We start from the raw sequence: 22,405 nt of genomic DNA, 5'->3' as shown, positions 1-22,405 counted from the left end.
TTTTTAAAATCACTCTCCACACTTCTCGATACCAGTGTTATAATTTACCTAAAAAGTGAAGGGGGAGTGACGTTATGACCATTGGCAAAAAATATGGAATCGTTTTCAGTTTTTCGACACTTCTGTTTGTGATCGTTTTCATTTTTGTGGTCTTTCTCGTCTATCATATGACGACCGTCGTTAAACAAGTGGAAGAAAAAAGCGACCAAGCGATTTTAATTACAGAAATTGCGTCATCTTTTCGCCAAAAATATATTTTAATTACCGATTACATGACAAACCCTCGACCTGAAATGTTACAACAATATGATCAACAAACAAAACAATTTAAAGAGAGCATGAAAAAATTACGACCACATATGGTTACAAATGAAGAAAAAGCGAGGTATAATGCCATCTTAGCCGTGGATAATCAATTAAATAATCTCCTGTCTAAAACAATTCAACCCGCTGTTTTAGAAAACCGCAACCGTGGCGAACAAATGGACATTTATCAAGTCGTTAGCTTCCAAAATAAAGCAGAAGTTATTCGTGATGTCAGCATCGAGAAACTAGAACAACTTCGTGCGATGATTACAACAGACCGAACTAAACTAATTACTCAAATGAACGTTCAAATAAAGCAAACAATGCTTATTATGATAACGACGGTTATCTCTGCCATCATTCTTTCAGCTATTTTACTCGTCATCGTCAGTCGAAAAATTAGCAAAGCACTATTTCAAGCGGTTGGTATATGTAAGCAACTAGCACGGGGAAACTTACGTGTCACTCAGATGGATACTACAAGAAAAGACGAAATCGGAGAAATGATGAACGCGATGAACGAACTTGCCACCCACTTACAACAATCGATTGAGCAAATTCGCCAATCAGCCGAATGCGTCCACGATATGTCCGAAAAACTAAAAATAAACGCCGAATCAACAACCGAAACGAACGAACAAATTACCGAGGCAATTTTGCAAGTAGCTACCGGCGCTGATGAGCAAGTGGCAGCGGCAGAACAGACAAACGAAACCGTACAATCTGTTTCTGCTCAATTAACAACCGTCACGACCCGAATGGAAAAAACTACGGATATCACGAACAAAACGAGCCAAAAAGTAGCTCAAGGCGCCAAGTTTGTCAACGAAACAACAAAGCAAATGGAACGAATCAACGAAAAAGTGACCCATTTATCGACCATTATTCAAATATTAGACAAACAATCGAACGAAATCCAACAAATTGTTGGCCTCATTACCGCTATTTCCGAACAAACGAATTTGCTCGCCTTAAACGCCGCTATTGAAGCAGCTCGAGCAGGAGATCAAGGAAAAGGATTCGGCGTCGTCGCGTCCGAAGTGCGGAAGCTTGCAGAACAAACATCTGTTGCTGCCGGCAACATTCGCGAACTTCTCCATTTGGCACAACAAGAAACGACGCGCGCCGTTCAAGCGATGAATGAAAGCGACGAAGCTGTTAAACACGGCAGAGGAATGATGAAACAGCTTGAGGAAACTTTCCACCACATCGCTCAATCGATTTGGAACGTCAAAACCGAGTGTGAAACCGTGCGGAGCGCAGTTTTAGCCGCAAACGAAAAAATGGCCGAAATGACTGTTTCGGCTGAAGGTATTATTCGTGTGTCTAAAATGACAGCTACCAATATTGAACAAGTCGCAGCCGCCACTGAAGAACAAAATGCTACCATACAAGAGTTGCTTGCATCGTCCCACGAACTAGCTGGCACCGCCAATCAATTAAAACAATCCGTTACACGGTTTGTGCTTTAGATGCCAAAAACTTGCCATATCCTCTGTAATTGCCATTATAAATCCTCTCCCATGCAGCATACTAACAGTGCAAGGCAATCAAAAAACAGGAGGAGAATAATATGGCAACAAACAATAAATTGCTTGTACCGGGAATTGAACAAGCCCTTGATCAAATAAAATACGAAATCGCCCAAGAGTTTGGGGTTCAACTAGGTTCTGACACCGCCTCGCGCGCGAATGGTTCCGTCGGCGGCGAAATTACCAAACGGTTAATCGCTCAAGCGCAAAGCCAGCTTGCTAGTACAAAACCAACTGAATAACATGGCAACGAGGCTGTCCCATCATGGAACAGCCTTTGCTTATGCCTGTGTCTGGGGGGTAAATGTCCGTTTGGCAAACTCGCTATCGAGCATAAACATTGCGTTATTGTCATTTTGGATACGACGCAATTTTTGGATAATATTATCAAACATCGCTTCCTCTTCTACTTGCTCGTCAATAAACCATTTCAAAAAGTTAATCGTCGCATGCTCCCGCTCGTCCCACGCAATATCAGACAACCGGTAAATTCGTTTCGTCACTTCTTTTTCTTGCACGAGCGCTTTTTCAAAGCAGTCCAGCACAGATGTAAAATCGTTATTCGGCGATTCAAAGCCAGTAATAATCGCCCGCTCTCCTAACGCATTAATAAAGTTATAAAACTTCATTGCATGAAATCGCTCTTCTTCCGCCTGCACTAAAAAAAAGTTGGCAAATCCATCTAGGCTTTCTGCGGAACAGTACGCTGCCATCGCCATATATGCATGAGCAGAAAAAAATTCAAAATTCATCTGTTCATTTAACCCTTGTAACAACTTTTTACTAATCACTATCTTCACCTCTATTTCGTCATCATATATCCATTATACCAAAAAAATCCGAATTAGCCAAAAAGGCCTTCGCCGATTCCCGGCAAAGACCTTTTGACATTAGCTTACTTTTTCATTTACATTCGCTTGTTCATTTAGTGTACTATGACGGCGACCATAGACAAAATAAATGACAAGACCAATCAATAGCCATGAGACGAAGCCAATCCATGTCATCGCTGGCAACTGAAGTACTAAATAGCCGCAAAACGCTACTGCTAATAGTGGAACAAGTGGAACAAGCGGTGTTTTAAACGCTCGTTTCAAATCTGGCTGTGTTTTGCGCAAAACAAGCACACCGACAGAAACAACGATGAATGCAAACAACGTTCCAATGTTTGTTAGCTCCGCCAATTTATTTAACGGTACAACCCCTGCAAAGAACGCTACTAATAAGCCGGTTAACCATGTGTTCACAAATGGCACTTGTCTTACTGGGCTAACGCTCGAAAATACTTTCGGCAATAACCCATCACGGCTGATTGCATAGAATAAACGAGTTTGACCATACATCATCACAAGCAATACCGTTGTAATCCCGGCAATCGCTCCTAACGAAATAAACCCAGCTACCCAATCTTGATGAATGTAGTTTAAAGCAAATGCTACAGGGTTTTTCACGTTCAATTGGTCATACGGAACAATTCCTGTTAGTACAAGCGAAACGGCAATATACAAAATCGTACAAACTAATAAGGATGCAATAATTCCGATTGGCATATTACGTTGTGGATTTTTTACCTCTTCGGCAGCAGTAGACACCGCGTCAAAGCCGATATATGCAAAGAATACCGTCGCCGCCCCTGTCGCAACACCTGAGAAACCAAACGGCATAAATGGCGTCCAGTTTGCTGGTTTCACATACCACACACCAACCGCAAGGAACAATAACACAACTGCTACTTTAATCACCACGATAATAGAGTTAAAACGAGCCGATTTTTTCACACCGCGCGTCAATAAGAATGTAATGAATAAAACAACGATAATAGCCGGTAAATCAATAATCGTTCCTTTCGCTGGATCGTATGCACTTGTTAGCGCTTTCGGAAGTTCAATGCCAAATCCTGCTAACAATCCTTGGAAATAACCGGACCAACCTGCAGCAACCGCTGACGAAGAAACTCCATACTCTAAAATCAAATCCCACCCTAAAATCCAAGCAAGAAGTTCTCCGAAAGCTGCGTAACTATACGTATATGCACTTCCCGATACTGGAACGGTGGAAGCAAACTCTGCATAGCAAAGTGCCGCAAATACGCACGCGAGACCAGAAAGAATAAATGAAAGAACGAGTGCTGGACCAGCATGTTCTGCAGCAGCTACCCCAGTAAGTACGAAAATTCCCGTACCGATAATTGCGCCAATCCCAAGCATCGTTAAATCAAACGCACCTAGTTCTTTTTTTAGCGATGCCCCTTTCCCCCCTGCTTCTTTCAGAAGGACATCAATCGGCTTTTTTCTAAATAAATTCATCCGCTGTCTCCCCTTGTCGTTTTCTGTAGAATATTGCAGAAGTTATACGTTTAAGATTGTATACTATTCGATAATTTTTGTAAAGTTGAAAAATAAAGAAAAAGAGAAATTACTTTTCTTTTTTTATAATTTTATTTCATGAACATTGTGATTTTATTTATTTTTCTTAATTTAAATATTTTTTTATATATTCTGAAATAACTCTATTTATTTTTCTAGTAAAGGTATAACTGAATAATAATTGATTTTTTTAAATTCACAATTTACAAATTTTTCTGATAAATGTATAATGAATTTGTGACAAAATCATGAACATCTAAACGAAAGGAGGGCCGCTTTATTTCGCTTTTCTCACGAAAAATAAAAAGCATTTTTGAGGAGGGGGTTAACCTATGGCAGTGAAAGAATTTTCTTCCCAACAGCAACAAACCATTGACTACAGCCAAGTAGTCCAGTCAGCTTCTTTCCAGCAGTTGATGCGGGAAAAACGCGGATTTATTTTACCTTTTTCGCTGTTTTTTTTAGCGTTTTATTTTACGCTACCGGTTTTAACGTCGTACTCAACGGTATTAAACACTCCCGCATTCGGTTCAATCAGCTGGGCATGGGTGTTTGCTTTTGCCCAATTCATTATGACGTGGACACTTTGCATGTTGTATTCAAAACGTGCCGCACGTTTTGATGAAATGGTTGAAAAAATTAAACAGGAAGTAAAAGGGGGCAATGTCTAATGCATGGATTAGCATTTTCTCTATTCTTAATTATCGTTGCACTAACACTCGTCATTACCTATTTTGCTTCCAAACGGACAAAAACAACGAGCGAGTTTTATACAGCAGACAGCGCGCTAACCGGTTGGCAAAACGGATTAGCAATCGCTGGCGATTACATGTCCGCTGCCTCCTTTTTAGGGATTGCAGGGATGATTGCGTTAGTCGGGTTTGACGGATTTTTCTACAGCATTGGCTTTCTTGTCGCATATCTTGTCGTCCTTTATATCGTGGCTGAGCCGCTTCGCAACTTAGGAAAATATACGATGGCAGACATGATTGCAGCAAGATTCGATGATAAAAAGGTTCGTGGCGTCGCTGCATTAAATACGATTTCTATTTCCATTTTTTACATGATTGCTCAACTTGTCGGAGCAGGCGCCCTTATTAAACTTTTATTGGGCATTGACTATATTTACGCTGTTTTAATCGTTGGTACGTTGATGACCGTTTACGTTGTATTCGGGGGAATGACAGCTACAAGCTGGGTACAAATTGTCAAAGCTGTTTTATTGATGGCTGGAACGTTTGTTATTTCTGTCATCGTCTTTGCCAAGTTCGATTTTAGCATTGTCAAAATGTTTAACGAAGTAAAAACGGCTACACCATTAAAAGAAGCATTTTTAAATCCAGGCAATAAATTTAAAAATCCACTTGACACCATTTCGCTCAATTTAGCTCTCATCTTAGGTACAGCAGGACTTCCACACATTTTAATTCGTTTCTTTACCGTAAAAGACGCACCAACCGCTCGCAAATCAGTCGTGTATGCGACATGGATTATCGGTTTATTCTATGTCATGACGATTTTCTTAGGATTCGGTGCAGCCGCATTTGTTGGCTATGATAAAATCGTTGCGGCAAATCCAGCAGGGAACATGGCCGCACCGTTGTTAGCGGAAGCATTAGGCGGCGATTTCTTATTTGCATTCGTTTCTGCAGTCGCTTTCGCCACGATTTTAGCAGTTGTGGCTGGACTTGTATTATCTGCCGCTTCTGCTTTTGCTCATGACTTCTATAGCCACATTATTCGACATGGGCAAGCGACAGAAAGAGAACAAATGTTAGCTGCACGCTGGGCATCAATCGGGGTTGCGGTATTGTCGATTTTATTAGCGTTATTCGCTCAAAAAATGAACGTTGCTTTCCTTGTCGCCTTAGCATTTGCAGTAGCAGCAAGCGCCAACTTGCCAATCATTTTGTTAACGATCTTTTGGAAGCGCTTTAATACTACTGGAGCGATTACCGGAATGCTTGTCGGCTTGATTAGCTCGCTCTTACTTGTAGCGCTTAGCCCGAACGTTTGGGCACCACAGCCTGGAGTTGCCATTCTCGTCGGCGAGCCTATTTTCAAACTTGCCAATCCAGGAATTGTGTCCATTCCTTTAGGTTTCATCGCTGCTGTTGTCGGGACACTCCTCTCATCGAAAAAAGCAGATGAGAAAAAATTCGATGAGATTCTTGTCAAAGCCAATACAGGTATTAAAGAATTAACAAACTAATAAAAAACCTCGCCCCTTGGGCGAGGTTTTTAGCTAACCTTTTCGCTAGCATGTGCTTGTCCATTTAGCGTACTATGACGGCGTCCATAGAGAAAATAAATAACAAGACCAACTAATAACCATGAAACGAAACCAATCCAAGTCATCGCTGGCAGCTGGAGCACTAAATAGCCGCAAAACGCGACAGCCAACAATGGAACAACTGGAACGAGCGGCGTTTTAAACGCCCGTTTTAAATCTGGCTGCGTTTTGCGTAAAATTAACACACCAATCGATACGGTAATAAACGCAAATAATGTTCCGATATTCGTCAGTTCTGCAAGCTTATTCAATGGGACGACACCGGCAAAGAAGGCAGCGAATAAGCATGTTAACCATGTGTTAACGACTGGTACTTGCTTCACAGGGCTAACGCGGGAAAACACTTTTGGTAATAACCCATCACGGCTAATTGCATAAAATAGGCGAGTTTGACCGTATAGCATCACAAGCAATACCGTTGTAATCCCAGCAATCGCTCCTAACGAAATAAACCCAGCTACCCAATCTTGATGAATATAGTTTAGTGCAAACGCTACAGGGTTTTTCACGTTCAATTGGTCATATGGAACAATACCTGTTAATACAAGCGAAACGGCAATATACAATACGGTACAAATTAAAAGAGATGCGATAATCCCTATCGGCATATTGCGCTGCGGATTTTTTACTTCTTCCGCAGCCGTAGACACCGCATCAAAGCCGATGTAGGCAAAGAATACCGTCGCTGCCCCTGTCGCGACACCTGAGAAGCCAAACGGCATAAATGGCGTCCAGTTTGCTGGCTTCACATACCATACGCCAACGGCAAGGAACAACAATACAACTGTCACTTTAATAATAACCATGATGGAGTTGAAGCGAGCAGATTTTTTCACGCCGCGTGTTAATAAAAGCGCAATCACAAGTACAATGAAAATCGCTGGCACATCAATATACGTTCCCTTCGCTGGATCGTAAGCACTCGTTAACGCTTTCGGAAGTTCAATGCCAAATCCCGCTAACAATCCTTGAAAATATCCAGACCACCCAGCCGCTACCGCTGACGAAGCAACTCCATACTCTAAAATTAAATCCCACCCTAAAATCCAAGCAATTAACTCACCAAATGTTGCGTAGCTATACGTATACGCACTTCCAGATACCGGAACAGTCGACGCAAACTCGGCATAACAAAGCGCCGCGAACACGCACGCGAGACCAGAAAGAATAAACGAAAGAACAAGTGCAGGTCCAGCATGTTCAGAAGCAGCCACTCCTGTTAAGACGAAAATACCTGTCCCAATAATCGCGCCAATCCCGAGCATCGTTAAATCAAAAGCACCTAATTCTTTTTTAAGCGATGCCCCTTTCTTTCCTGCCTCTTGCAATAAGGCCTCCACCGATTTTTTTCGAAACAAATTCATGTGCTGTCTCTCCTCGCTTTTTCTTGTTGAAAATTGCAAAAATTTTTGCGATAAAAATACTTTTTCCGTTTTATACTTTAACGCATAAAACGGATAAATTCAACGTTTTTTTCTCTCTTCTAATACAAAAAAATAACGCATTTATTTCTATTGTTGCTTTTTCGTAAAAAAAATACTCCAAAATAAAAACCGACCTGTTCGACAGATCGGTTATTCCAATGATGGACGATATGTTTTCGTAAACGTTGTATAGCGGGTCACTTGCTGTCGGTCAACATCATAGCCAATGCCTGGATTGTCTGGAACCGTAATCGTTCCATTATGTACCATTACTTCAGGAAAAATAATATCTCGCTCCCAGTAATACGAAGAAGCAGCCGTGTCCCCTGGCAGAGAGAAATTAGAAAGCGTAGTTATCGCAATATTATGCGCTCGTCCTACTCCAGATTCAAGCATTCCCCCACACCAAACAGGGATATGGTGCGTTTGGCAAAAATCATGGATGCGCTTCGCTTCTGTCAAGCCGCCTACACGGCCAATTTTAATATTAATAACGCGGCAACTGCCAAGCTCAATTGCTTTTCTAGCATCTTCGTACGAATGAATGCTTTCGTCAAGGCAAATAGGGGTATTTAGTTGTGCTTGCAATGCAGCATGATCAACAATATCGTCCGCAGCGAGCGGTTGCTCGATCATCATCAATTCAAATTCGTCAAGCGCCTTTAACCTCTCGATGTCTTTTAGTGAATATGCTGAGTTCGCATCTGCCATTAACGGTATATCAGGAAAATGACGGCGAATTTCGCGAATGACTTCGACATCGCAGCCTGGCTTAATTTTCACTTTTATCCGTCGATACCCTTCGTGCACATAGCGTTCGACAATACCCAATAAGTCGGCTATACCTTTTTGAATCCCGATGCTAATGCCGACATCAATTTGCTTTTTCGTTCCGCCAAGTACCTCGCTTAATGGGACATTCTTTTTCTTCGCAAATAAATCCCATATCGCCCCTTCAATCGCTGCTTTTGCCATATTGTTTTTGCGAATCCCCGAAAAACGACCGCTTAACTCATCTGGGTGAGCAATAGGCGCTTGGAATAGAAGCGGCAATAAAAAATCTTCTAACATGTGCCAGTTTGTTTTCACCGTTTCTTCGTTATACCATGGCGAGTGAAACGCTACCGATTCCCCCCACCCGGACACCCCATCTTCGTCAATCGCTTCCACTAAAATAAACTCTTTAGTAGTAAACGAACCGAAGCTCGTCGTAAACGGCGCTTTTAGTTTCATTTGCATATGCCGCAAAACTACTCGATTTATTTTCATTGTTTCCACCTCATAACGGTATATTACCTCGTTTCACGAGCACATAATATTGTATCGGCTCCTTCTCCGTTCGTTCCACATGCACAACCGACCATCCTTCTTGAAACAGACGGGTGAATATAGCGCGTGTTTTATAGCGCCAGTCGAACGCCAATTCTCGGTTCTTCTCTTTTATGCGTTGAAAATGACGCGGAATTGGAACAAATAAAAACGGTTGCTCTGAAAATGTTTCCCACTCCCGCAAGGATACGACTGCTTCCGGCTCTCCTGTTTCGTGCATACGCCAATGAAGCACTTCTGCTTCTTCCGACGGACGAATTGAAGAAACAAAGATATGACGCTCTTGTACGTAGCGGCTATTAATATGCCATTCGACGTTAAATCGGTCGGACGGCAAATGCTTATTGAGCGCATCACTCATTTCACCATAGCAATTTTCTATATACTCGGAACAAATGGCGCCAAGCTTCACCATATTTAAATAGGCGTTACGGCTTTCGAGTGGGTCGTACGTCCACCGAATGAGGCGATAACCAAGTTTTTTCGCTACCTCCGCCTGCGCTTGTTTTAGCAAATACCCAATGCCTTTGTTGCGGTAATCTTCATCAATACCTAGCATATGCGAACATAAATACACGTCGCCGTTTCGATATCCAGGAAAACTATAGACAAAACCGACGAGTCGCTCAGCATCATACGCCCCGATAATAATGCCACCATTTTTTGCAACAGTGAGCGTTTGATGTAGCGGAATGGACGTTGATTGCCAGACGCGATGCTCTAACTCTGCCATTTCCTTTAACTGCTCCATCGTACTAATTGTTTGCAGCGAAATGTTCAACGTCGTTCTCCCCTTTTGTTTGCGCCGCGCGGAATGTTTCCATCACCGTTCTTGCTAAAATTTCCACTCCGGTGAGTAAATCGTCGCGACGGAACGTCATATGAGGATGATGCAACCCTGGCGCTAAGTCACATCCGAGACCGAGCATCGTCGTTTTCAATGCTGGTTTCATGACTGAGTAAAAGTGAAAATCCTCTCCACCTGATGTCACGACTGGAGGGGCACACTTTTCTTGTCCGATTGTTGCAACAATCGCTTTTTCCATCAGTTTCTTTGCCTCTGGATGCACGTTCGCAGCAACAATTCGAACACTTTGTTCAAGGGAAATTTCCGCCCCATAAATCATCTCTATCCCTTTTACGACATGATGTAAATGTTCAACAAGCTGTTTCATCGTTTCGTTCGTTTGCGCTCGCAAATCAAGCGTAAAATCGGCATGTTCTGGAATGATGTTGGCGCTTTTCCCCCCTGCATGAAATCGGGTCATTTTAATCGATGCTGGCACTTGTGGATCGATGTGGATTTTGCCTAGTTCTTGCACAAGCGCGCTTCCAACTTCAATCGCATTCACGCCAAGATGCGGTCGTGCCGCATGTGCCGCCACTCCTTTAATTTCTCCATTAATAATTTGCGCCGCTCCGTGCAAAATCGCTGGCGATGCATAGCCACTGCGTAATTCCTGAATCGGTCGCAAATGCACGCCATATAAAAAGTCCACATCATCGACGACCCCTTTTTCCATCATTTTCAATGCACCGGTTCCCATTTCTTCTGCTGGCTGAAACAAAATTTTTAGTTTCCCCGGCGGATGATAACCAATGCGGTTAAACAATTTTATAACCCCCAGCACCATAGTCATATGAGCATCGTGACCGCACGAATGATTAGCCTTCCATACTCCGTCCACTTCTTGCCAAAGTGCGTCCATATCCGCCCGTAACCCGACGGTCAACGATCCATTGCCAAATTCCCCGATAACTCCAGTGCAATCAGAAAATGTTTGAACGCGATATCCTTCTTGAATTAGTTGCTGTTTTAAAAATTCGGTTGTTTTGAATTCTTCCCAACTGATTTCTGGATGCTGATGCAAAAGGTCGAACACATTCCATAATTCTTGTCGAATACTTTCTAATGCACTTTTCATGTCTTCTCTCCTCAGTTATGACATACAATAGTTGTTGAATATATTATAATATTCAAAAAAGTGTTTCAATATCAAAAAAGAAAGAAATATGTGTGAAATACCTAGATTCTACCGAAAAAACTTTGTTTTCACCATTTGATTGACTACTTCTGAAAAAACAATCCCCATTGCAATCGCCCCTGAGAGCATAAACGCTTTCGCTGCCAATTGAAGCGCCATATTGTAGTCATTGACAACGACGTGCCGCATCGCTTCATATGCCAATCCCCCTGGAACAAGAGGAATGATACCCGAAACGCTAAAAATCGTCACCGGTGTTTTATATGCCCTTGCTAATAACTGGCTAACTACCGCAACAACAAAAGCAGCAAAAAACGTCGCTAAAACAGGATCTAATTCGTGTTCGACGATTAAAAGGTAAATGAGCCAGCCAATCATCCCGACAACTCCACAATGGGCAAGCAACTTTTTCGGAACATTAAAAATAAGACCAAACGCCGCCGTGGCAATAAAACTCATTGCTAGTTGTTCAGCGCCCATACTTTTCCTCCTACATCGCTAAAACTACCGCGATTCCCGTCCCGATAGCAAATGCGGTTAAAAACGCTTCCGCTCCTTTGGACAATCCAGCGACTAAATGTCCTGCCATTAAATCCCGTACGGCATTCGTAATTAACATTCCTGGAACTAACGGCATGACGGAGCCAATGATGATTTTATCAACGTTGTTGCCAAGTCCGACCTCTACAAGCACAATCGCTATAATTCCAGAAAGAAACGATGCAAAAAATTCAGAGAAAAACTTAATTTTTACAAGCCGGTGCATATAATATAAGCCGGAAAAACCGATCCCGCCGGCAACACATGCAGGTAAAACGTCGCTAAATGCCCCAGCAAACATGACAACAAAACAACCGCTTGCAATCGCCGCGGCCGCAATTTGCCATACAAACGGGTACGATACATTTTTTTGTTCGAGTTGTTTCAATAGCATATATGCCTGAGAAAGCGATAGCTCTCCACAACTAATTTGCCGAGAAATGCTGTTGACAATCGTTACTTTCTGTAAGTCGGTCGAGCGCTCTACGATACGGATTAACCTCGCTGGTCCTGCTCCATCAATCGCAAAAATAATTCCAGTTGGCGTTACATAGCTGTGCGAATGCGGCATGCCAAATGCGGCGGCAATTCGCACCATCGTATCCTCTACCCGATACGTTTCCGCTCCGCTTTGCAACATAATTTTCCCTGCTAATAAACAAACATCCGCTACATGAATGTCTTCCATGCCAATTCTCCGTTCTAATCAATCTCTCCATTAGTATACCACAAGAAAAGAAGAGAAATAGGCACATCTTTGCCATTTAGAATGTAAATCCACGTTGAAGCTTTAATTTTTCGACTGTCGCGCGACCTAAGAAAAGCGCAAAGCGCCTGTCTATCGGCGAATAGCGCACAAGCCCCACCGAGGAGGCTTAGCCGCCGAAAGAAGGTGGCGCGTGGAACTAGACAGCTCTCTGCCCAATTGCAAAATTCTATGCTTTCCTATCTTTGAACAACACCGCTCCTAGACAAATGAATTTGTCTAGGAAGCGGCTGGTGGTGCGGTCCTCTGCACGCCAAAGCATGACGAAGGCAAGCCATAAGCTTGCCTCGACAGTCGAAAAAAATGAAGGTAAACTCCCCAGTTGTATGATAGCGAACCACAAGTATCGAATGAACGCCAGCGGGCAAAACGATTTGCCTACTTCAAGGGAAAAGCGAAAGCTACCATGGCTGCTTTAACACTTCAGAAAGAGTTAATTGCAGTTCCGGAATAAACCATCCTCCCAGCCGTATACTTCCACTGTTCGATGAATAGGATCGACCATCCAATATTCTTTTACTCGAAACTGCTAATACAAGTTGTATTTTTCATTTCTGTCTTTTAACGCCGTGCTCGGAGACAGCACTTCAATCGTTAAATCAGGAGGCCCATCGCAACTTTTTTCAGTGATTTTCTGTTTGTCGCAAACGACCAACAGATCTGGTTGCACGATATGTTTCGCCGTTTCGTAATGAAAGCTGGCATTTAGCCTTACATCAAACGGAGCGAGAACAACCGCGCAGCCTTGTTTCTCAAAAAATGATCGCAAAACAGCATAAAACTCCCAATAATCCTTGATGCGAAAAGGATGGAGAGAGGGACATATTATATGGAACGCCGTCAATCAACTTCCATTTCCCATCCCACTCTGCATATTCTTTATACGTATAGCTTTTATGCTGGGACTCTGGAGTTTTCATTTCCATTCACCCCATTTACTTTTTATTCATTATATCACAGGGTAACTCAAACCTCTCCGTCCGCTTTACACCAACCGCTCTCTTGCCATCAAAAAATCATCCCACATCGAAACAAACAGATCCACTAACTTCGGATCAAATTGCTTGCCACGCCCATCTATTAAGATCTCTTTCACTTTTTCTGGCGGAAATGCTTCTTTGTATACCCGCTTAGATAATAAGGCATCAAATACGTCCACAATAGCAACAATCCGTCCTTCTAACGGGATTTCCTCTCCTTTTAACCCGTTCGGATAGCCACCTCCGTTCCACCATTCGTGGTGCGTTCGGGCAATATTCGCCGCCATTTGAATGACGGGCAAGTCTAAGTTAGCAAGAATTTGATGACCGATGAGCACATGCGTTTTCATCGATTCCCATTCTTCTTTTGTCAATTTTCCTGGTTTGTTTAAAATATAATCTGGAATGCCCACTTTCCCGATATCATGAAATTTCGCGGCAATTTCAATATGGGAAACAAATTGCTCATCACATCCTGCCAACCGTGCCAACATTCTAGAAAGCATACCGATGCGGTGAACATGATTTTTCGTATCATCGTCTCGATATTCGGCCAACTGCAACAGCCGCTCTAGCGTATCAAACATCACTTTCGATTCTTTCGTCACATCTTGAATAACAAGCAGCGCTCTGGATAGTTCAAAAATTTTTGTTTGTGGTAGTATCCGAATTTTATAATAACTTACCCCATGCTCGTTCATAAATGTCGCCATCATCGGCTCCGATTTTCCTTCTAGAGCTGGACAGCCTGAACAAGGAACGGTACGGTTATGGAGCAGTTCGTAACAGCGGCGACCAATCGGATGTTCTTCATCAATGCCAAGCGTTTTTAACAATCGCTTCATCTTATCGTCAATCCACGTCAATCGCCCAAAATCGATTGTGCTAATTTCATACGCATAAATATCCAAAAAGTCAAAATCGCGTAAAAACAAATATGGCCGGATAATTTCATTCATAATTGCTAAAGTGAATTTAGAAAAACGTTCAAACGAATGAATATATTGAACGATTTTCGGATCGTGTAAATATTCTTTTGTCAAAAATACTTTTTTTAGTGCTTCCCCAATCGATTCGGATGAAATATGAAAAAAGCTTTCTTGGTACCGCTGTTCGATAATGAGGCGACTCCAATCCCGAATAATTAAAAAATAAGCTTCTGAGTCGCAATATACTTTTTCTTGAAAAAATTGTAGCAAAAAATTTCTAATATATGATAAATACTTCTCTGTTTGTAAAAAGCTATACCTATTTTCTTCCCCTAGCCGGTGAACAAGGCAATGATAAAAATGATTCATAATATCGTCAATACAAAATGAAATGTAGCCACTCAATTTCTCAAGGTTTTCTAAATCCTCATTCGTAAAACCGTGCACTTGCCGCAGCTTGTCCAATTCATAGCGCAACGGGTGGGCAGCTTTTTCAATTTCTACTGATTTGTACGCTTCTAATGTCAGCTGCATATCAAACGAAAAAATCGTCTGAACAACAAGTAAAATATTCGTTGCTTCCTTAGGGAGCACAGCGGATACGTGTTTGTAAATAATGTCGAGATATTTCGTATAAGTAGCTAAATACCACATTAAATCAAGCCCGATTTCGGAATGAACTTTTCCGATTCGATAACGTCTTTCAATATATTCGTCATCAATCGTTGCCTCGAAACATTGATGTAAATATTCTGCCTGCGTCTTTTTTAATCTCTCTAACGTCGAGTGGCGCTGGATAACGTCACGTAGTGAATCAACCGCCCATATATCTTCGTATAACTCGCTAACAATCGCATCAATAAGCGAGAATAATATATGCCTATATTCACGCAAATACTCCAGCCTTTCTTCCGTCACCCCCGTATAACTCAATTGTTGCAGTCTCTCTTTATTTGTTACTCGTATTCTCTTCATCTACTCAAATCCCCCTATAAATCCCCTCTTTCTTCCATTATAATACACTTTTTTTCTTTTTCACTTTAAAATGTTGGTGATTTTTTGAATAAGCATCACTTTTTAAACCATAAAAAACGACGGACAAATCCTTGTCCGCCTTACCCCACCCTTTCTGGGTATATATGTGGATGTTGCCCTTGTAAGTGTGCGACGAAATGATCGACCATTTCTGCATCCCATTGTGTTCCTTTTCCGCTTAGCAAAATGGATACGGCCGTTTCGACGCTCATTCCTTTTCGATATGGGCGGTCAGACGTCATCGCGTCAAACGCGTCCGCCACCGCAATAATGCGGCCAAACAGCGGAATTTGCTCGCCTTTTAACCCGTCTGGATAGCCTTTTCCGTCGATTCGCTCATGATGCGAGCGAATGCCCGGAAGCAAATCTTTCACTTCTTCGATCGGCTGCACTTGTTGCAAAATATTTTCACCGAGCACGGGATGTTTTTTAATCCATGCAAATTCTTCGTCCGTCAATCGTCCGTCTTTTAACAACACCGCGTCAGGAATCCCTATTTTTCCAATATCATGAAGAATTGCGGATTTGTATAATTTTTGCAGCTGTTCTTCTGGAAGACGCAGGCGTTTCCCAATTTCTAAAGCATACGTCGCGACCCGGAGCGAGTGACCAGCTGTATATGTATCACGTGCATCAAGTGCCGTTACCATGACAGTAATAAAACTGTCAAGCAGCTGTTTATTTTTTTCTTCTCGTCGCAAAATCGCATCAATCATATGATTAAAGCCATTCGTTAGTTCCGAAAACTCATCAATGTAAATATTGTCGCAGATCATTTCAAATGATTCCGCCTGCACACCTTTCATGCTTTTATACAACTCTTGAATGGGGCTTTCAATTTCTTTGGCTAAAATGTGTGCCGCAAATAGAGAAAAGGAAATGGACATACATAATACAGCTAACACCCAGCCAAAATCAGCAGCGGAAAGCGTCGTTTTAATTTGGCTTGCTAGTACGAACAAAATAATTGGGAACGTTCCGATAAATAAGACACTCAATTGAAGCTGGATTTTTATCGGCACATAAACCGCGTTCGTAGCCCCAACAGCTTCTGTCCACCCGTTTTGCCTTCCAATTTCAATGATTTCCCGAATAAGCGGCTTCATCGCTTGAACGGTCAGAAAAAACTCCAATACCGCATGAAGGCTAGCAATTAAAAAAGCACCTAGCAATGCATATAACACATAAACATAAGGAATATGCAACAATCCTTGATAAATTAGGACAGTCGTTATAAACATAGCCGGTATTGACAATCCGAGAAAATGAGGAATGAAAATACGCCGAACCGTCAAAAGCGGAAAACGCTTCGCCTGCACGAGAGCAAAGTAAAATTGCTGTTCGCTAAAGTGGGGAGAAAAAAACAGTGTTCGAATCGGGGAAATATCGTTTCGAAAGGCACGATACTCTAACGCAAACATAATAATTAGTGAAACAAATTGGACAAACAGCAATAAATACAAATCGCTTTTCATCACGTGAAGCGTCATCGTCATGAGCGTACTTCCTACCCCAACAACGGCAATAAGCGAACCGATTATATAATTTCGGAAAAGATAAAGCAATGTTCGTTTATACGTCGCCACCCACATTCATCCCCTTTCTCTCTTTTCTCTATTATACCAGCCCTTCTATCTTGAAAATACCTAAATTTCAAAATGTATAAACTTAAAATATTCGATAGAAGGGTATTTTCATCCTTCCGATGGCGCCGAAATTTTTTCGGCATGGGGGTCTATCTTTTTAAAACGACCGAAACCTCTTCATAAGAGGTTTCGGTACTTTTTTCTATTCTAATTTAAACATAATATCTTCTTTGCGCGCCACTCCTGTTTGATACGCCGCTTTAATGACCGCTTCGCGCACTCTTTCCGCTACTTTGCTGTTAAATACACTCGGGATAATATATGTTTCGCTTAACTCTTCGTCCGTCACCACAGAAGCAATCGCTTGCGCTGCTGCTAGCTTCATCTCCTCGTTAATCTCAATCGCTCGGCAATCGAGCGCTCCGCGGAAAATGCCTGGGAAGCAAAGAACGTTATTAATTTGGTTCGGATAGTCCGAACGTCCCGTTGCCATCACACGAACGTACGGCTCTGCAAGTTCTGGATCGATTTCTGGAATTGGGTTTGCCATCGCAAAAACGATCGGGTCTTTCGCCATGCTCTGCACATCTTCTACCTTCAAAATTCCTGGCGCCGATACCCCGATAAACACGTCCGCACCTTTAATGACATCGGAAAGCGTGCCGCTTATATTTTCGGGATTCGTTAATTGCGCATATTCGTTCCAGTATGGATTGTCATATTCCCCCCCGCGGTGAATCGCGCCGTGGCGGTCGACACCGATAATATTTTTCACACCAGCAGCTAGCAAAATTTTCGTGCAGGCAATCCCCGCTGCCCCAACACCAGTTAAGACGACTTTAATGTCGCTAATTTTTTTGCCGACAATTTTTAACGCATTTAACAATCCGGCAAGCAATACAACAGCTGTACCGTGCTGGTCGTCATGGAACACAGGAATATCAAGCTCTTGTTTTAACCGCTCTTCGATTTCAAAGCAACGCGGAGCCGAAATATCTTCTAAATTAATGCCACCAAACGCCGGCGCGATTGCCTTGACAATTTGAATAATTTCTTCTGTATCTTTTGTATCTAAGCAAATCGGGAATGCATCGACGCCAGCGAGTTGCTTAAACAGCATCGCTTTTCCTTCCATCACAGGCATCGCAGCGTGCGGTCCGATATCCCCTAATCCTAGCACAGCTGTTCCATCGGAGACGACCGCCACCGTATTCCGCTTAATCGTTAGCGAATACGCCTTATTTGGATCTTCGGCAATGGCTGTACATACACGCGCCACTCCTGGCGTATATACGCGCGATAAATCGTCACGCGTCTTAATTGGGATTTTCGACGCTACTTCAATTTTCCCACCGATATGCATTAAAAACGTCCGATCGGACACATTAATAACTTTAACGCCGTTCGTTTTACGCAACGTATCGACGACTAAATCTGCATGCTTAGAATCTAGCACACTCACCGTAATATCGCGAACAGTATGTGTTTTACTTGAAGAAATAACGTCAATGCCGACAATATCTCCTCCCGCTTGACCGATCGTTGTGGCGATATCGCCAAACGACACTAACTGTTTTGCAAACTGCAGGCGAATCGTAATATGCATGCTCGCCCCGCTTGGTATTGCCATATGTATCTACCTCTCTTTCAATCTTTTGCTGTTATATACATGCAACTTGGGAGTTTCACTTATTTTTTCGACTGTCAGAGGCAAGCGAAAGGCTTGCCTGCGTCACGCGTTCGCGTGACAGAGAACCGAACAACGAGCCGCCTCCCAGACAAATTCATTTGTCTGGGAGCGGTGTTGTTCGGTCGCCCGACAGTCGAAAAGTGTTAACACTTCAATGTGCATTTATATAGTCAAGGAACAAACGTTTCATTGTTAAATTGTTGTTCTACCGGTATGACCAGGCGAGCTGACTTGTCCTACCGCTTTGGGCAATGCAAGATATAGACATTATACAAATTCACGGCTGACTGTGGCTAGTATTTTCATCACATCTCCTTTAAATTCGCTTCATTTGCTGCAATTCCTGCTGAGTGGAAAAGAAACATCTATCAATCAATTTTACTCCCTATCTAGCGTGAGAACAACCGATTATTCACTGTTACTTTCGTAAAAAAGGGGCGGTCCGAAAAGTCCCTAAAAAATAACGGATTTGTCATATCCAAATCACACGAATGAGTTTTGGCAATTGTAAAATCTGTCGCTCTTCACCAATATCAGACACAAGAATTCTTGCAGCTTCCTATAGTATAATAAAAAGGAGATTTGTTGAAAATCGGCATAGAAGGAGACGACATAACCTTTGAATGCAAAAAATGAGCTATTTTCCATAGAAGAAATCGAGCATTTCGTAAACAATCATTATTTAGCATTTTTATACATCTCAAAAACACATTGCAGTGTTTGTCATGCATTGTTACCGAAAGTGCAAAAAGTCATGGCGGAATTTCCAAAGATTCAAATGGCCTTTGTCAACGTCGATAATGTCCCGAACATAGCAGGGCACCTTTCCATATTGACCGCACCTGTTTTGATTTTATATGTCGATGGAAAAGAAGTTTTACGAGAGGCAAGGTTTGTTCATGTTGAACAGTTTAAAAAGAAAGTGGAAAAAATTTATTTTTTAATGGAATAGCCGTAAACAATACCAGCCTTTATGTGTTTTTGTCCACCATCGGGAGTTTTATCATTGTCATTAATTTTAATCCATCAACTTTCTTTAATATAAGCAAAATAAATGATTATAATATTAATGATAATTATTATGAATAATTACTGGAGGGAACGTATTGGATCAATTATTGCACGTGTTTGTCAAAGTGGCGGAAAAGAAAAATTTTACACGCGCTGCCGAAGAATTACACATGACACAGCCGGCGGTGAGCCAGCATATCCAAACATTGGAGCGCCTAATGGGAACAAAATTGCTAGAGCGAAACAACAAGTACGTAAAACTTAATAAAGCTGGAAAAATTGTTTACCATCATGCGAAAGAAATATTAGGGCTTTATACTCGCATGAACCATTTGATCGATGACTTAATGAACCACGCCAGCGGAGCGCTGTCCATCGGCGCCAGCTATACTTACGGCGAGTATATCCTTCCCCATATTATGGCCGAGTTGCATAAACAGTACCCATTAATTAAACCGGCCATCACCATCGGAAATTCGAATGAAATTGTAGAAATGGTGAGCAACCATCAATTGGATGTCGGGATTATCGAAATGGACATTGAGATGAAAGATGTTTATATCGAACCGTTTGCCGAAGACCAAATGTTTATCATCGCTTCTGCTAACCATCCGTATGCAAAAAAGAAAAGGGTGTCTATTGATGATCTTCGCAGCGAAACATGGATCGTTCGCGAAACGGGGTCTGGAACAAGGAAAGCAACCGACAAATTGTTTTCAAAATATAACTTTTTTCCGCACGATATCATGGAATTTGGCAGTACACAGCTGATTAAAGAAGTGGTGGAAGCCGGCTTGGGCATTACATTCCTTTCACAATGGACAGTAAGAAAAGAGCTTTCTTTTGGGACATTGAAACTGATACATATTGATGACCAGCCTTTTTTTCGCCAATTTTCCTTTATCACTCAAAAAACCCCGTTTTATACAAAAGCGATGGAAGTGTTTTTAGACATTTTACGGAAGCATAGAACTTCGGCAAACAGCTTAGCAAAGCAATAATGGCAAAAGCCGCATTTGTGCTGGATTTAATAAAAGCGGCAAAAAGGGGCAAATGGTCGGCTAAGTTACCGCCAATCTTTCCCCTCTCTCCGAAAATTGTATTACTTTCTATCTTTCCGATTATAACTAGGGAGTTTAACTTATTTTTTCGACTGTCGGAGACCAGCCAAAGGCTTTCCTGCGTCACGCATTCGCGTGACAGAGAACCGAACAGTCGAAAAATACCTACTCCATAAAAGATGAAAACGTTAAAGTTCCAAATTGCATCTATATATAACATGCAGCTGATGAACTTGAAAAAGATCTTTTGGGATACTTTTTTCTCTTTTTTCGTTTCGGAAGCGGACAATTATTTCCTTATCGCAAACGAAAATGATCCTGCTTCATCTAAGAAAATATGAGTGGCCATAATTTTATGAGGAAAGATGGTCAAAAGAAAAACACCCTTGTCATTCAAAGGTGTTTTTCAAACCAAAACCGACCGATTCATCCCCACTTACTCGACGCTTCAAAGTGTGAGTCTTCTCGGCCGCTATGATAAAATGATGGAAAATTCAACTGCATTTTTTGCCGGCAGTTTTTCGACAGGCGTCGGTGCCAGCTATCGCACATACGTTGACAAACGCTATCTATTGTTCAATAATCCCTTCCTTTCCCAGAATCTGTTATATCTATTAGTTCCTCCGGGTAGGGTTCAAAATAACGCTGTTTCAACAAATACTCATTTTTATAGCGAACCGCCCATGATTTAATCACACTTGTCACACTGCTTAGCGGCAGCTTCCCATCACGATATTTCGATAACAACTGTTCGAAGTAGTGCTTTTCTTCAGTAGACAGTTCATGTTTAAAATACCCCATCATATGTTGGCAAACGTTTATGTTTGCTTTTCGTCGGGAACGTTTCGCGAATAGTTCGCACAATATTTGTTCATAACGTGAAAACACTTCATCGATTGGCAGCCGTTCTCGATTCGCAACCGTGTTACCAAGTTCTTTCAATTTTTTTTGATGGTACGCCATGAACAAATATTTATGTTCTGCATGAAATTCGACAAGTTGGTGATGCGATTTCGTTTGCTTTACTTCCCGAAATAGCGCAAGCGTAAATAATTTTGTCAAAAAATGCTCACGAATGGAAAAATTCGTAAGCCTCCCCTCTTCTTCGATCGCTTTATGCGGAAACATCATCAACACTTGTTCGGCAAACAAGCCGCTTCCCTTCCCAGCAGTCGGTCCTTTTTGTTCATTTCGGTAAATTTTCACATCTTTCATTCCGCAAGAAGGCGAGCGGCTTTTCAAAATAAATCCATCTACATCTCGCAGTTTATGTAAAAAAGCAGCAGAAAAACCATTCATCACTTCCGTCCAATCGATCCCTGTGGACGGCTGCACGAGTCGTACACCTGACTCCGTCATCACAAGACGAATCGTTTCCCGTGGAGTTCCGAGACCGATTTGCATTTCAGGACAAACAGGAATAAAACGCACAAATGGTACGAGTTTACGAACCGTTTCATCTTCGAGTTGATCTCCGTTATAACGGCAAGGCGCAAATCCTAAACATTCGCTTACAACGACAACAGGTGTCGCAAAACGTGGCATCGCTCCCATCCTCTCTACCAATTCCAT

At 42.0% G+C, this 22,405-nt stretch carries 19 protein-coding genes; 6 read left to right on the top strand and 13 right to left on the bottom strand.

Annotated elements, in window-relative coordinates; translation table 11 throughout:
• The first annotated feature begins 74 nt into the window (after positions 1 to 74).
• Positions 75 to 1,778, top strand: a complete 1,704-nt coding sequence (locus GFC30_RS06085) for a methyl-accepting chemotaxis protein (protein ID WP_238583547.1) — start codon at positions 75 to 77, stop codon at positions 1,776 to 1,778.
• Positions 1,779 to 1,879: 101 nt separating this feature from the next.
• Positions 1,880 to 2,080 carry an alpha/beta-type small acid-soluble spore protein gene (locus tag GFC30_RS06080; protein ID WP_066323358.1) on the top strand — a complete coding sequence of 67 codons (201 nt, stop codon included), beginning with the start codon at positions 1,880 to 1,882 and terminating at the stop codon, positions 2,078 to 2,080.
• Between the two features lie 39 nt (positions 2,081 to 2,119).
• Here GFC30_RS06080 and GFC30_RS06075 read toward each other — a convergent pair whose 3' ends face one another.
• Both GFC30_RS06075 and GFC30_RS06070 read right to left on the bottom strand, forming a co-directional pair.
• Complete coding sequence (locus GFC30_RS06075; protein WP_066323357.1) at positions 2,120 to 2,629, bottom strand: ferritin; 510 nt, start codon at positions 2,627 to 2,629, stop codon at positions 2,120 to 2,122.
• A 99-nt stretch (positions 2,630 to 2,728) separates the two neighbouring features.
• Complete coding sequence (locus GFC30_RS06070; RefSeq protein WP_066323356.1) at positions 2,729 to 4,144, bottom strand: branched-chain amino acid transporter BcaP; 1,416 nt, start codon at positions 4,142 to 4,144, stop codon at positions 2,729 to 2,731.
• 392 nt (positions 4,145 to 4,536) lie between these two features.
• On the opposite strand from GFC30_RS06070, the gene GFC30_RS06065 reads away from it, so the two are divergent.
• Entirely contained in the window at positions 4,537 to 4,875 is a 339-nt protein-coding gene (locus GFC30_RS06065; protein ID WP_066323355.1) for a DUF485 domain-containing protein, read from the top strand.
• Complete coding sequence (locus GFC30_RS06060; RefSeq protein ID WP_066323354.1) at positions 4,875 to 6,416, top strand: solute symporter family protein; 1,542 nt, start codon at positions 4,875 to 4,877, stop codon at positions 6,414 to 6,416. Before GFC30_RS06065 ends, GFC30_RS06060 begins: the two co-directional genes overlap by 1 nt.
• A 29-nt stretch (positions 6,417 to 6,445) precedes the next feature.
• Here GFC30_RS06060 and GFC30_RS06055 read toward each other — a convergent pair whose 3' ends face one another.
• The 10 genes from GFC30_RS06055 to GFC30_RS06010 all read right to left on the bottom strand — a co-directional run bounded on the left by GFC30_RS06055 (position 6,446) and on the right by GFC30_RS06010 (position 18,701).
• Positions 6,446 to 7,861, bottom strand: coding sequence for a branched-chain amino acid transporter BcaP (locus GFC30_RS06055; protein ID WP_066323353.1), 1,416 nt, complete (start codon positions 7,859 to 7,861; stop codon positions 6,446 to 6,448).
• Between the two features lie 210 nt (positions 7,862 to 8,071).
• The gene (gene menC, locus GFC30_RS06050; RefSeq protein ID WP_066323352.1) at positions 8,072 to 9,190 is read right to left on the bottom strand and encodes an o-succinylbenzoate synthase; all 1,119 of its coding nucleotides are present in this window, start codon (positions 9,188 to 9,190) and stop codon (positions 8,072 to 8,074) included.
• Positions 9,191 to 9,200: 10 nt separating this feature from the next.
• Complete coding sequence (locus GFC30_RS06045; RefSeq protein WP_066323351.1) at positions 9,201 to 10,031, bottom strand: GNAT family N-acetyltransferase; 831 nt, start codon at positions 10,029 to 10,031, stop codon at positions 9,201 to 9,203.
• On the bottom strand, positions 10,006 to 11,175 hold the full coding sequence (locus GFC30_RS06040) for a M20 peptidase aminoacylase family protein (protein WP_066323350.1): 1,170 nt from the start codon (positions 11,173 to 11,175) through the stop codon (positions 10,006 to 10,008). Before GFC30_RS06040 ends, GFC30_RS06045 begins: the two co-directional genes overlap by 26 nt.
• A 108-nt stretch (positions 11,176 to 11,283) precedes the next feature.
• Entirely contained in the window at positions 11,284 to 11,715 is a 432-nt protein-coding gene (locus GFC30_RS06035; protein ID WP_066323349.1) for a threonine/serine exporter family protein, read from the bottom strand.
• Between the two features lie 10 nt (positions 11,716 to 11,725).
• A complete protein-coding gene (locus GFC30_RS06030; protein WP_066323348.1) occupies positions 11,726 to 12,463 on the bottom strand; it encodes a threonine/serine exporter family protein in 738 nt (245 codons plus the stop codon).
• 607 nt (positions 12,464 to 13,070) lie between these two features.
• Complete coding sequence (locus GFC30_RS16465; RefSeq protein ID WP_066323347.1) at positions 13,071 to 13,310, bottom strand: Uma2 family endonuclease; 240 nt, start codon at positions 13,308 to 13,310, stop codon at positions 13,071 to 13,073.
• Between the two features lie 216 nt (positions 13,311 to 13,526).
• Positions 13,527 to 15,425 (bottom strand): protoglobin domain-containing protein, encoded by a 1,899-nt coding sequence (locus tag GFC30_RS06020; protein ID WP_066323346.1) that lies wholly within the window; start codon positions 15,423 to 15,425, stop codon positions 13,527 to 13,529.
• 140 nt (positions 15,426 to 15,565) lie between these two features.
• Positions 15,566 to 17,077 carry an HD-GYP domain-containing protein gene (locus GFC30_RS06015; protein WP_066323345.1) on the bottom strand — a complete coding sequence of 504 codons (1,512 nt, stop codon included), beginning with the start codon at positions 17,075 to 17,077 and terminating at the stop codon, positions 15,566 to 15,568.
• A 196-nt stretch (positions 17,078 to 17,273) separates the two neighbouring features.
• A complete protein-coding gene (locus tag GFC30_RS06010) occupies positions 17,274 to 18,701 on the bottom strand; it encodes an NAD-dependent malic enzyme (RefSeq protein ID WP_066323344.1) in 1,428 nt (475 codons plus the stop codon).
• A 679-nt stretch (positions 18,702 to 19,380) separates the two neighbouring features.
• Between GFC30_RS06010 and GFC30_RS06005 the strand changes: the two genes are divergently transcribed.
• Positions 19,381 to 19,713 carry a thioredoxin family protein gene (locus tag GFC30_RS06005; RefSeq protein WP_066323343.1) on the top strand — a complete coding sequence of 111 codons (333 nt, stop codon included), beginning with the start codon at positions 19,381 to 19,383 and terminating at the stop codon, positions 19,711 to 19,713.
• A gap of 154 nt (positions 19,714 to 19,867) precedes the next feature.
• A complete protein-coding gene (locus tag GFC30_RS06000) occupies positions 19,868 to 20,773 on the top strand; it encodes a LysR family transcriptional regulator (protein WP_066323342.1) in 906 nt (301 codons plus the stop codon).
• Positions 20,774 to 21,409: 636 nt separating this feature from the next.
• On the opposite strand, the gene GFC30_RS05995 is transcribed toward GFC30_RS06000, so the two are convergent.
• Entirely contained in the window at positions 21,410 to 22,378 is a 969-nt protein-coding gene (locus GFC30_RS05995) for a YbgA family protein (RefSeq protein WP_066327172.1), read from the bottom strand.
• Positions 22,379 to 22,405 lie beyond the last annotated feature (27 nt).

It is taken from the genome of Anoxybacillus amylolyticus (assembly GCF_001634285.1).
Taxonomy (GTDB): Bacteria; Bacillota; Bacilli; order Bacillales; family Anoxybacillaceae; genus Anoxybacteroides; species Anoxybacteroides amylolyticum.
This window is presented reverse-complemented; position numbering and strand designations above follow the sequence as displayed.

What these genes read in the sequence shown, in the direction of transcription:
- GFC30_RS06085 (WP_238583547.1), top strand. Translation starts at nt 75, where the DNA reads ATGACCATTGGCAAAAAATATGGAATCGTTTTCAGTTTTTCGACACTT.
- GFC30_RS06080 (WP_066323358.1), top strand. Translation starts at nt 1,880, where the DNA reads ATGGCAACAAACAATAAATTGCTTGTACCGGGAATTGAACAAGCCCTT.
- GFC30_RS06070 (WP_066323356.1), bottom strand. Translation starts at nt 4,144, where the DNA reads ATGAATTTATTTAGAAAAAAGCCGATTGATGTCCTTCTGAAAGAAGCA.
- GFC30_RS06065 (WP_066323355.1), top strand. Translation starts at nt 4,537, where the DNA reads ATGGCAGTGAAAGAATTTTCTTCCCAACAGCAACAAACCATTGACTAC.
- GFC30_RS06060 (WP_066323354.1), top strand. Translation starts at nt 4,875, where the DNA reads ATGCATGGATTAGCATTTTCTCTATTCTTAATTATCGTTGCACTAACA.
- GFC30_RS06055 (WP_066323353.1), bottom strand. Translation starts at nt 7,861, where the DNA reads ATGAATTTGTTTCGAAAAAAATCGGTGGAGGCCTTATTGCAAGAGGCA.
- menC (WP_066323352.1), bottom strand. Translation starts at nt 9,190, where the DNA reads ATGAAAATAAATCGAGTAGTTTTGCGGCATATGCAAATGAAACTAAAA.
- GFC30_RS06040 (WP_066323350.1), bottom strand. Translation starts at nt 11,175, where the DNA reads ATGAAAAGTGCATTAGAAAGTATTCGACAAGAATTATGGAATGTGTTC.
- GFC30_RS06035 (WP_066323349.1), bottom strand. Translation starts at nt 11,715, where the DNA reads ATGGGCGCTGAACAACTAGCAATGAGTTTTATTGCCACGGCGGCGTTT.
- GFC30_RS06030 (WP_066323348.1), bottom strand. Translation starts at nt 12,463, where the DNA reads ATGGAAGACATTCATGTAGCGGATGTTTGTTTATTAGCAGGGAAAATT.
- GFC30_RS06020 (WP_066323346.1), bottom strand. Translation starts at nt 15,425, where the DNA reads ATGAAGAGAATACGAGTAACAAATAAAGAGAGACTGCAACAATTGAGT.
- GFC30_RS06015 (WP_066323345.1), bottom strand. Translation starts at nt 17,077, where the DNA reads ATGTGGGTGGCGACGTATAAACGAACATTGCTTTATCTTTTCCGAAAT.
- GFC30_RS06010 (WP_066323344.1), bottom strand. Translation starts at nt 18,701, where the DNA reads ATGGCAATACCAAGCGGGGCGAGCATGCATATTACGATTCGCCTGCAG.
- GFC30_RS05995 (WP_066327172.1), bottom strand. Translation starts at nt 22,378, where the DNA reads ATGCCACGTTTTGCGACACCTGTTGTCGTTGTAAGCGAATGTTTAGGA.